The sequence below is a fragment of the Veillonella sp. AF13-2 genome, assembly GCF_003603295.1.
Taxonomy (GTDB): Bacteria; Bacillota; Negativicutes; order Veillonellales; family Veillonellaceae; genus Veillonella; species Veillonella parvula_E.
Genome location: NZ_QTMT01000001.1, coordinates 330,682 through 342,780, shown reverse-complemented (window position 1 = coordinate 342,780; position 12,099 = coordinate 330,682). Strand labels below are relative to the sequence as shown.

10 protein-coding genes are annotated in these 12,099 nt (G+C 39.4%); all 10 read right to left on the bottom strand.

Annotated features, from left to right (window positions below):
• Positions 1-2: 2 nt before the first annotated feature.
• The 10 genes from DWV85_RS01610 to DWV85_RS09355 all read right to left on the bottom strand — a co-directional run bounded on the left by DWV85_RS01610 (position 3) and on the right by DWV85_RS09355 (position 11,939).
• Complete coding sequence (locus DWV85_RS01610; protein ID WP_123137888.1) at positions 3-2,426, bottom strand: U32 family peptidase; 2,424 nt, start codon at positions 2,424-2,426, stop codon at positions 3-5.
• A gap of 88 nt (positions 2,427-2,514) precedes the next feature.
• Positions 2,515-4,959 carry a phenylalanine--tRNA ligase subunit beta gene (gene pheT / locus DWV85_RS01605; RefSeq protein ID WP_123137887.1) on the bottom strand — a complete coding sequence of 815 codons (2,445 nt, stop codon included), beginning with the start codon at positions 4,957-4,959 and terminating at the stop codon, positions 2,515-2,517.
• Positions 4,960-4,968: 9 nt separating this feature from the next.
• Positions 4,969-5,991 carry a phenylalanine--tRNA ligase subunit alpha gene (pheS, locus tag DWV85_RS01600; protein ID WP_101928347.1) on the bottom strand — a complete coding sequence of 341 codons (1,023 nt, stop codon included), beginning with the start codon at positions 5,989-5,991 and terminating at the stop codon, positions 4,969-4,971.
• Positions 5,992-6,027: 36 nt separating this feature from the next.
• On the bottom strand, positions 6,028-6,492 hold the full coding sequence (locus DWV85_RS01595) for a PaaI family thioesterase (protein WP_101928348.1): 465 nt from the start codon (positions 6,490-6,492) through the stop codon (positions 6,028-6,030).
• 226 nt (positions 6,493-6,718) lie between these two features.
• A complete protein-coding gene (locus tag DWV85_RS01590; protein WP_123137886.1) occupies positions 6,719-7,930 on the bottom strand; it encodes an ABC transporter permease in 1,212 nt (403 codons plus the stop codon).
• Complete coding sequence (locus DWV85_RS01585) at positions 7,923-8,645, bottom strand: ABC transporter ATP-binding protein (protein ID WP_120054852.1); 723 nt, start codon at positions 8,643-8,645, stop codon at positions 7,923-7,925. The genes DWV85_RS01590 and DWV85_RS01585 overlap by 8 nt, the downstream gene beginning before the upstream one ends.
• 12 nt (positions 8,646-8,657) lie before the next feature.
• Positions 8,658-9,740: an efflux RND transporter periplasmic adaptor subunit gene (locus DWV85_RS01580; protein WP_004696124.1), complete on the bottom strand. Its 1,083-nt coding sequence runs from the start codon at positions 9,738-9,740 to the stop codon at positions 8,658-8,660.
• A 159-nt stretch (positions 9,741-9,899) separates the two neighbouring features.
• The gene (locus DWV85_RS01575) at positions 9,900-10,814 is read right to left on the bottom strand and encodes an ATP-dependent 6-phosphofructokinase (RefSeq protein ID WP_233189879.1); all 915 of its coding nucleotides are present in this window, start codon (positions 10,812-10,814) and stop codon (positions 9,900-9,902) included.
• Entirely contained in the window at positions 10,786-11,628 is an 843-nt protein-coding gene (locus tag DWV85_RS01570) for a shikimate kinase (protein WP_105086762.1), read from the bottom strand. The genes DWV85_RS01575 and DWV85_RS01570 overlap by 29 nt, the downstream gene beginning before the upstream one ends.
• Positions 11,629-11,747: 119 nt before the next feature.
• Positions 11,748-11,939 carry a hypothetical protein gene (locus DWV85_RS09355; RefSeq protein WP_004696130.1) on the bottom strand — a complete coding sequence of 64 codons (192 nt, stop codon included), beginning with the start codon at positions 11,937-11,939 and terminating at the stop codon, positions 11,748-11,750.
• Positions 11,940-12,099 lie beyond the last annotated feature (160 nt).

The following is a 12,099-nucleotide window of genomic DNA, read 5'->3' as shown; positions in this document are numbered from 1 at the left end:
TTTTATAAAATACCTCTAAAATAGTGGCCCCTTGTAATAGGCGTATCATCCTTGCCTACGCTCTTAGGAGGAGCCTCTTTTGTTCCATTTTGAATAGATACATAATCTGCTACAATGTTACGCAATCGATGTGGATCCATATGACGCCCATCGATGCGTAAAATATGTAGCCCTTTTCGATGTACCTCTGGCACGTAGGCACGCATATCCATTTCATGACTATTCATGATGTGCATGCGGCAATATGGATCAGTACGAAGTGGGAACACTTCCCCTTTGCGGTCCTTTAATGCGTAATCTTCTATTACGCACGGCATAGGACAATTTTCTTTTTTACCAGTACCAACAAAGCTAGCGATGGCACAATACTCAGAAATCATCATTTCTGTATAACCGTGTACCATTACCTCTAATGGCAAATGAGCAGATTTTTGTAAGTTTACTAGTTGTGCCAAGGTCAACTCTAAGGATGGAGCTATACTACTCATATTAAAATCTTGCCATACTTGTAGTGCAGAGCCATTGAATATGTTAAGACCTGTATCAGCTTCAATAGCACCTGAATACCCTAACTCACGAAGCCATAATAGAGCTTGTGGCATATGAATAGAAATGCTATCTGGTTTAGACTCAACTATGGCCTTAAGCGTATTCATGTACGCGTCTACCTCATCATCTTTAACGACGCGAGGCGTAGCAAATACACAAAGCACATTATGCTCTTTACAAAGTTTGGCTACCTGCTCGTAGATGCTAATTTCATAAGGCTTACGTTGCAAACGGTCACCACCAAAGATAATCTTCTTAGCACCACCTTCGATCGCTGCTTTTACACCATCGAGTTCATCAACGCGAGCACTCACCATAGGCTCTGTGTATTGAACCTTACTTTTAGCTACTAACGATGACATATTTCGGGGTTCTACAGCATGTTCTGCCCAAGCTGCTTCATGGTCTGTAATCAACAAGCTTTCTAGCGCCTCTACAGCATCGCGACGCAATGCATTTAAAACACTAGCGGGCCACATGTACGGTCCATCAGGAATAGACATAGAGCCTAGTGTAAATAATGTATTCCCTAATCTACCTACTTGATCTCTAACCTTCTCTAATGTAGTCGGTTTATTGTTAGCATAAACAGGTTCAAACTCGTTAGATATAGTCACAGTACGACCATCATTCAATACAAAGGTTAGTTCTGTATAAGGTATTTCTCGTTCAGTATTAATAGATAGATAACCATGTACCTCTAATTTAGCGGTAAAGTCTTGTAGTCCCCGTTGCTTTTGAGCTTTAGGGCCTGATGCAAGGAATACTTGCCCCGCAGCAAAGCCTTCATCCGGTTTACCTACAATATGCTTTTCATCCACTAGAGACCAGTTCTGATCGATTTGATAGTACGTAATACTACCAGAACGTTGCATGACCTTTAAGAGTGATCCTTTTTCAATTGGTTCTGTTAGGAATAAATGAACTTGACCCTTTTTGACCTCTGCTTTGCCAATCAATTTCCCTTGATTATTTGGGGCCACCACGGTCATCATTGATTTTCCTACATGGTCTGTTAAATAATCCGTAGAAAATCCACGATTAAATCCAGAAGCTAATGCATCGGCATCAGTAGAATCTATATGAGCCGTATCTAAAATATGACGATAGGTTCCAATCACTTGACGCACGTAGGAAACCTTTTTCATACGCCCTTCTACCTTAAAGGACGTAACACCGGCCGCCACAAGTTCATTCATATATTCACTATAGTTAAGATCCTTTGGACTTAATAGATAGGCTTCGTGTTTTGGCAACAAGCTAGTACCTGAAGAATCCAATAGCTCATAAGGCAACCGACAAGGCTGTGCACAAGCACCACGGTTACCACTGCGACCACCGATGAAAGAGCTCATTAAGCATTGACCAGAATAACATACGCACAACGCACCGTGTACAAAGACTTCGATTTCAGCTGTACAATTCTTGCAAATATGTTCAATTTCAGCGAGGCTCAATTCACGAGCTAAAACGACACGTGTAAAACCGAGACTTTCATAAAAACGAACCGCATCGAGCGTAGCTGCAGTCATTTGTGTACTGCCATGTAAGTGTAATTTAGGAGCCACTCGTTGCGCCAATTTAGCCACTGCTAAATCTTGAACGATGATAGCATCCACGCCGATGCGCTCTAAGTCCTTTAAATATGCCTCAAGAGCAGATAATTCGGAGTCACCTATGAGAATATTTACCGTTACATATACAGACACATCTAGAATATGGGCCAAGCGAATAGCCTCGGTTAATTCCTCAATTCCAAAGTTTGCTGCATGAGCTCGGGCATTAAAACCTTTGCCACCAAGATAAATGGCATCTGCTCCAGATTCTAAAGCGGCTATAAAGTTTTCCATCGTACCGGCAGGAGCCAATAATTCCATGGACAGTCCTTTCTACCTAACTAAAGGCATAACTATAGTACTAAAAGGGTTTACCATACGGTAAACCCTTTCAATATACTGCTTAAAATTAACGTAATCTGCAGTTAATTTCTGCTAATACATCAATAATAGCTTGAATATTACCGTCAATATCCTCATCATTCAACGTACCTTCCATAGAGCGGAATTGTAAGTTGTATGCGAGACTGCGGTAACCTGCTTCGATATGTTCACCTTCATAAACATCAAAGATAGATGCACTTTCTAAATATTCTCCACCATGTTCTTTAATGATAGATAAAATTTCACCACTGAATACGGACACAGGTGCAACGATGGCAAGGTCACGGCTAGTGCCTGGGAATTTACTGAAGGATGTATAACGGAACGGTGGAATCGTTAAGGATAATACGGCTTCCAAATCGATTTCAAACATATATACTTTGCCAGGTAAGTCAAAGTTTTTGCTCACTTGTGGATGTAATTCACCATATTGAGCAATCATTTTACCATCAACTACGTATTGAGCGCTTACACCTGGGTGAAAGTATGGCTCAGTGCCACGATTTATTTCATAGCTTGTAACGCCTAGCTCAGCTAACAACGCATCTACAATACCCTTTACATCATAGAAATCTGTAGTACGTTCTGCTTGATTCCAACCAGCTTGGTTTGCCTTCCCCATCAAAATACCACAAGCCATAGGGCGTTCATGAGGTACTTCTGTTAAAGGTAACGTTTTTGGTTCATATACATTAGCTGTTTCAAATAACCAAAGATCCTTATTTTGTTGCGCAATATTGCGTTTTGCTGCTTCAATAACAGCCGGTACCAATGTTGTACGCATATAAGGGAATTCTTCGGAAATAGGGTTCAAGATTGGAATGGCTGTATAACGGCTATCCCCTTCAGGAAGCATCATATTGGAAAGACCATCTTTATGCATGAAGCTAAATGTAATGATTTGAGTCATACCCAATTTAGCCAATGCATGAGTTACCTCTTTAGTAAGAGCTTTCTTAGGTGTCATACCACCAGAGGATAATACGGCTACCGGAATTGTAGGCGCAATATTATCGTAGTTGTAAATACGAGCTACTTCTTCAGCGATATCAGGCATCACCGTTACATCGCCACGCCATGTTGGAACGAGGGCAGACAATTTGTCTCCTTCTTCGGTTACAACGAACTCAAGGGCAGTCAAAATACGAACCATTTCGTCTTTTTCAATATTTGTACCCAAGTAATCGTTGATTTGTTCTGCTGTAAAAGTAACTGTATGTTGTTCTACAGGGTTTTTATATACATCGATAACGCCTACATCAACTTTACAAGTAGGACAGATTTGTTGTAATAATTGAGCTGCTCTGTCGATAGCATAGGCAGTGTATTTATGATTTACACCACGTTCGAAACGTCCAGATGCTTCAGAACGCATGCCGAGAGCTTTAGCTGTACGGCGAATAGATGGACCATTAAATACAGCAGCTTCAAACATAACTGTGGTCGTTTCGTTTGTCACTTCACTATCAAAGCCACCCATGATACCTGCTACACCTACTGGACGTTCAGCATCAGCAATGATAAGCATGGAGTCATTCAATTCGCGTTCAGAACCATCAAGTGTAACAAGCACTTCACCATTTTTAGCACGTCTCGCCACTAATTTATGACCTTTTACATGATCATAATCATAGGCATGCATAGGTTGACCAAGTTCTAACATAACGTAGTTTGTTACGTCTACTACATTATTAATAGGACGAATGCCGCTATTACGTAAACGGTTTTGCATCCACAATGGAGATGGCTCAACCTTAACATCAGTTACTACACGAGCTGTAAAACGCGTACAAAGATCATCAGCTTCGATAGATACAGATGCTTTGCCTTCAATGGATTCGCCATTCTCGTTAACCATGATAACAGGGAATAAAGCTTTTTGATTTGTCATGACTCCAAATTCACGGGACAAACCAACCATGGAAAAGCAATCTGCTCGGTTAGCAGTCAATTCAAATTCATATACTGTATCATTTAAGCCTAAAACCTCTTTTACATCAAGACCAATTGGTGTATTTTCCGGGAAAATGTAAATGCCTTGAGCTTCTTCTGGCAATACTAAGTCGCTAGAGATACCAAATTCTGCAACGGAACAGAACATGCCTTCAGAAACAACGCCACGCAATTTACCTTTTTTAATCTCTGTACCATCAGCTAAGCGAGATTTATGGTATGCTACAGGCACGATTTGGCCTACTGCAACATTTGTAGCAGCCGTTACGATTTGTTTTGTAACAGGTTCACCTTCTTCTGTAAGGCATTCAACTTGGCATACTTGTAATTTATCTGCATCTGGATGTTTTGTAATCTCCACGATTTTGCCAGTATAAATTTTCTTAATGCCATTATCCATAGCAATGACATCTTCTACAGGAATACCAGCTTGTGTTAATTCATCGGCCAATTCTTGTGCAGGACGATTCATATCCACAGGCACGTATTCATTCATCCACTGTAAACTTGCTTTCATGAGTTCCTCCTAAAATTGTTCCAAGAATCGTACATCATCTTCAAAGAATAGACGTAAATCGTTAATGCCATATAAAAGCATAGCAATACGTTCTACGCCCATGCCAAAGGCGAAGCCTTTAACCTTTTCAGGATCGTACCCATTAATACGCAATACATCGGGATGAACCATACCGCAGCCCAAAATTTCAAGCCAACCTGTATGAGAACATACACGGCAACCTTCACCACCACACATTACACAAGAAATATCTACCTCTGCAGATGGCTCTGTGAATGGGAAGAAGCTTGTACGGAAACGTACCTTTGTGTCATCACCATACATGTGACGTAAGAAGGACTCTAATGTGCCTTTTAAGTCAGCAAATGTAATATGCTCATCGATGATGAGACCTTCCACTTGATGGAATACAGGGGAATGAGTCGCATCATAGTCCCAACGGTAAACCTTACCAGGCGCAATCATACGGATTGGGCTATTAGGTTCATGACGTTGCATTGTACGAGCTTGTACTGGAGATGTATGCGTGCGTAATAAGAAGTTTTCTGTAATATAGAAGGAATCTTGCATATCACGTGCAGGATGATCTTTAGGCAAGTTTAAGCATTCAAAGTTATAGTAATCTTGTTCTACTTCTGGACCTTCTTCAACGGTATACCCCATTTTCATGAAGAAGTCTTCAATCATTTCATTAACCTTTGTTAATGGATGGATATGACCAGCTTTTTGTGCACGGCCAGGCAATGTAATATCGATGCGCTCTTTTTCTAAACGAGCATTTAACTCTGCAGTTTCCATACGAGCTTTAACTGTATCAATTTCAGCCTCTAACGCTTCACGAACAGCATTAACAAGGGCCCCCGCTTTAGGACGTTCTTCTGGAGATAATTTACCAAGACCTTTTAATAAAGCCGTTACCTCGCCTTTTTTACCTAAATATTTAACACGTATATCTTGCAACGCTTGTTGATTAGCAGCGCCTTTGATGGCATCAAGGGCTTCTGCCTTAATACGTTGTAATTCTTGTTCCATTCAAGCATCCTCCTATTTGTAAAAGTCTAACTTATATTATACCAAATCAGGGTTATCTTCTTCAATAAAACGCCATGGTAAATCAGGTAATGGCTTCTCTTCTAGTACAAAAAATGTACCCCGTGCTAAATGAACAAGTTCACCTAATTCATTATAAATACGAGCTGTCGCAACCATGGTAGTTTTACCATTATGCTCTACATTAGCTACCCCACGCAATACAGCACCGCCCTTAACAGCTTTCACATAGTTACCATTAAGATCAATGGTGCTAACAGATTTTCCCAATGTAAAACAAGCAGTCCCCATCACACTATCTGCTAAGCCAATACATACAGCACCATGCAAATCTCCTCTAAAATTACAGTAATCTGTTTCATTAGTTTGCAATGTCATTTCCGCATGACCTGATTCAACAGCTGTAATCTCAGAATCTTTTACCCAAGAAAATGGATTCTGATCTCGTAATTCGTTGAAATATTCTAACAATGTTGTAGCCATAAGGTTCTCCATTCTATATACATACCCCATAGATTAACTAATCTAAATACTAAATCTATTACATTACCTGTATGAAAATCTTTATAGTTATATGTCAAAATTCAATACAAACATATAAAAATGGTGCGTTACATCATACATATTGTATCATGCAACGCACCATATGCGAATAACTCTATCTAATTATATGGTATGTTCTTAAGAAAACACATTTATAAATTCAAAACTATTCATAATGCAATGCATCGATTGGATTGAGCTTAGCCGCTTTACGGGCTGGGTATATACCAAAAATCAAACCAATAGCCATGGAAAAGGCAAAGGACATTATGATTGTTGGAACAGATACAATTGTACTCATTCCAGATACCATTCCGATTACTTTTGAGGCTCCTATACCGAAAGCAATACCAATAAAGCCCCCCATCAAACTGATTACAACAGCTTCTATTAAGAATTGCGTAACAATTACGCTATACGTAGCCCCCAAAGCTTTACGCACACCAATTTCTCGAGTCCGTTCCGTTACAGATACAAGCATGATGTTCATAATACCAATGCCACCTACAACTAGAGAAATCGCAGCAACAGCCCCCAGGAATAACGTAAATGTTCCCGTCGTCTGAGCCACTGTTTCCATAATAGATTTCATATTTTGAATATTGAAATCATCCAAATTTGTATCTTTAATATTATGACGAACACGCAACAAGTTCTCTATATCTGCCTGCAAACGATCGATGCCCTCATCATCCTTAGCCACAACATACACCCTGCGAAGATAGTCAATGCCCTCTACGCGCTCCATTGATGTTGTATATGGAATTAACACCGTATCGTCTTGGTCATTACCCATGGTTCCGTTCCCTTTACTTTTGAGAACACCAATGACACGGAATGGAATATTTTTAACACGGATTTCCTTGCCTACAGGATCTTCATCAGCAAACAAATTTTTTACTACCGTTTGTCCCACAACCGCTACACGTTCTCGGTTCTGAACATTTTTATCGGAGAAAAATCGACCAGATGTCATAGTCCAATTATTTACGTCCTGAAAGTTAGCATTAACCCCCGCAACAGATGTAGTCCAGTTTTTATTTTGATAAATCACCACATAAGAGCCATTTGTCATAGGACTGGCGGCTTTTACACCTTCTAACTTAGCAATAGCTTCATAGTCAGATATTTTCAACGATTTCATGGACCCCTGCGAAGATCTAGCACCTGGCGTCCGCGGCGCCCCTGGCAGAACTACCAACAAGTTAGAGCCTAAGCTAGAAATAGAATCCTCAATATCTTGCTTCACCCCATTACCGATAGATACCAGTGCAATAACAGCTGCTACACCGATAATGATACCTAACATGGTCAAAAGGGAGCGCAATTTATTAGCAATCAAGGAAGCCCATGCCATTAGAAAACTTTCTTTATACATTAGGCACCTCCTTTATAGGAGTCATATTAGAATTGATCGAATCCTCTACGATTATCCCATCTTTCAAGACTACATTACGACTCGCGTACGTAGCAATATCCGGTTCATGTGTAACTAGAAGAATCGTACGGCCTTCATTATGAAGGCCTCGAAAGATGTTCATAACGTCAATGGTTGACTTGGAGTCAAGATTCCCTGTCGGTTCATCAGCCATGATAATAGCAGGATTATTTGCCAATGCACGAGCAATCGCCACACGTTGACGTTGCCCACCAGACAACTCGGATGGCAAATGGTCCATACGCTCGCCCAAGCCGACAGACTGTAATAATTGAGTGGCCCGTTCAATGCGCATCTTTTTATTTACACCGGCATAAATCATAGGAAGCGCTACATTTTCTAGGGCTGTCAATTTTGTCAACAAATTAAAGCTTTGAAATACAAAACCGATCTGTTTATTACGCACATACGCAAGCTCATCATCAGATAAGGTAGCAACCTCGTCTCCATTGAGTCGATAAGAACCAGTTGTAGGTCGGTCCAAACATCCAAGAATATTCATAAAGGTTGATTTACCTGAGCCAGATGGTCCCATAATGGATACAAATTCACCCTTATTGACAACTAAATCAATGCCATGTAGAACAGGTACTGATAATTTGCCATTCACATAGGTTTTTGTAATTCCTTGTATGTCAATTACTGTTTGGTTCATAAGCACCTACCCTTAGAATGGTCCAGCTACATTATTTTTTGGTGCATTCACATCACCGCTTACGATAATTTCATCACCTTCAGATAAACCTTTTAAGATTTGAACATTAGTATCCCCAGTTACACCTGTAGAGACAGCGGTTCGTACTGGTTGACCATCTTTTATAACATATACATACTCACCTTGTTTGTCCGTACGTACAGCAGTAAGAGGAACTACCAATGTATTTTTAATATCTTCACCAAAGATTGTGGCACGAGCCGTCATAGTTGGTAAGAAATTACCTGCAATATTTTCAGGAATTTGAACCTTAACAGTATAGTACACAACGCTACTACTTGTTGTTCCCATATTACCTTTTGTACCTTTTGCAATTTCAGAAACGTAACCGGTGAAAGTTTCACCTGGCTTAGAATCTACAGTAAACTCTACCTTTGCACCTTGTTTGATATTGCCAATATCGGTTTCGTCTACAGTAAGATAAATCTCTAAATTTTTTAAATCTGCAATGGTAGCAATGATCATTTGTGTGGAAATACCAGTACTAATAGTTTGACCGGCTTTTAGCGGTGTACCAACAACAGTCCCAGACATTGGAGCTGTAATAGTAGCATCACTTAAATCTGCGGCAGCACGTTCATAAGTAGATTTAGCACGTTCATAAGATGTTACAGAATCATCATATGTTTGTTGTGCAATAGCATCTTGAGCCGCCAAGGATTTATAACGATTCATATCAAGTTCTGCTTTGGCTAACGCTGCACGAGCATCATCAACAGATGCTTGTAATTGACGTGTATCAATATAAGCGATAACTTGACCGGCCGTAACTTGATCATTCTCTTTAACTAAAACTTTTTCAAGTTTACCAGCAACATTTGTAGAAACATCTACATAATTTACAGGGTTAATAGTACCTGTGGCACTGATACTAGTTTTTACATCACCCTTTTCAACCTTGCCAGTAGTGTATAACGTTTGTGCTTGATTTGCATTTAGACTATCCATGTAGTAATATGTGCCGCCACCAAGAACACAAAGAACAACAGCACCTGTTACTATACGTTTACGATGCTTTTGTAAGAACTCTTTCATTATGATCTCCTTTTTTTAAGATGAAGATATATTAAAAAGACATTTATTCTATATCAACACATATAGTATTTTTAAATTATACAGCACCAATTGCTTTTACGCAATATAATTTCATTAATGAATAAATTATGATATATAAAAAATGGCCCTTACGGGCCATTAACTACTCAATATTGACAATAATCTATAATCCTTCTCATCGATTGGAAATTCAAGACGTTCTGCCTCTTCATAAGATAGTGCACGGATATGACCATCTATATAACCTACTAATCGGTTAGCGACACCACTCATCAATAAATTAATACAGACTTCACTCATGCGAGCCGCTAAAATAGCATCAAATGCCGATGGACCACCGCCACGTTGTAAGTAGCCTAACACAGTTAGGCTAGGATCAAATTCTGTATGCTCCTTGATAAAAGCTTTCACCTCACCGCTGTTATAGGCACCTTCTGCAACGAGGATAACACTATATTCTTTACCCCGAATTTGTGTTTCCTTTAAATGACGACAAACCGCATGTAAAGGCATGGGATTTTCAGGAACCAAAACTATTTCTGCCCCACAAGCTAGGCCTGCCTTTAATGCAATATGTCCAGCTTTGCGCCCCATAACCTCCACAATAGCTACACGTTCATGGGAGTTTGATGTATCACGAATACGCCCAACCGCATCAACTACCGTATTAAGAGCCGTATCATAGCCTATCGTATATTGTGTACCACCCATGTCATTATCTATCGTACATGGAATGGTCATAGTAGACATACCAAGTTTAGATAAACTTGTAGCACCACGCATGGAGCCATCACCACCGATAACAACCAAATGGTCAATGTCATAAGTTTTCAAAATTTCATAAGCTTTGCGTTGAATTTCTTCATTCTGAAATTCTGGAAAGCGTGCCGTTTTCAGCATCGTACCACCTTGTGTTATGATGCCACCAACGTCTCGATTCGATAAGGGAAATATCTTTTCCTCAATGATACCTAAATAGCCACGTTCAATACCAAATATTTCAAAACCTTCATGTATAGCTTTTCTAGTTAGCGCTCTTATGGTGGCGTTCATTCCAGGTGCGTCTCCGCCGCTTGTTAGTATTGCGATTCTTCTCATATCCATTACCCCCTTGTGGTGTACGTTGTTTGGATATACTATGTGCCTTACCTTTTTTATTCGTTTGATTAGAAGTCTTTTGTTTATACCGTTTATCATAACGAATTTTATTAGACATTGCTCTTTTTGATACTGCTTCAGAAATCTCTTTTTTCCTACTTTGTTGATTATTAAATTGTATATCTTCAGATGCTTCTTTAGCATCTACATCGTTTATATCATTGGGTTGACGTCTTGCTTTAAATTGCACATCTGAGGCATCTAATTCATCCTCAATACGCTGTATAAAATCATAGGTCCGGCCATTTGTTGTATCTAGTACAAAATCGCACTGCTTATACACGGGCTTCCACGATTGTATCATAGCATGTACAAAGGCATTCACATTACTATAGTCCATGGTAGGCCGTTTCCCAACACGGCGATTCACGCGACTGACAATACGGAATTGTGCAGCTCGGATACCAATAATATAGGAATATTTTTTTAATACCTTTAAGGTGCGATGTTCAATAGGAAAATTCCCACCCACAGAAATCACTGCTTCATGGTATAAGCAAACCTTTTTTAGTACATCCATTTCGGCGCGGCGGAATGCTTTTTCTCCTATCTTTTTAAAAATCTCAGCAATGGGCAACCCAAAACGACTTTCTAATACGCGATCGGTATCTACAAATTGCCAACCCTTGCGTTCTGCAAGGTTCCGTCCAAAGTGACTTTTGCCACTTCCCATAGAACCGATGAGCATAATATTCCGTTTTATTATCATCTATTATGTGCCCCTTATCATTACATATCCTTCATTGTACTATAAAATGGTCCAAAAACAAAGACAGACTATAGACATAAAATCTATAATCTGTCTCTATACAGTACACCCGATTTTCATTAAGGTTTTATAATCGATTTAATTGCACAATGCACATAAACTACATTACCTTTACGTTCTATATCTTCTATTTCTATACGGCGTGAAGGATCCTTTTCTTCAACAGTATTTATCCAGTTAATCATACGCTCTGTACTACCTAATACTGTTAATTCTAGTATACCTTCATGCTCATCAGTACTGACAATCATTAAGGGTTCTCCTTGCAAGGAATCAAAAATATTTGTATTAGAACTTGTATTAGATGTCTTGTTCCGTGTAAAAGATTCTAATAGTTTTGCTTCATTAGACACTATATAATCTGACTCAGCATTCATTTGTATATTATAATTATCTTGTTGATTTTTTAAG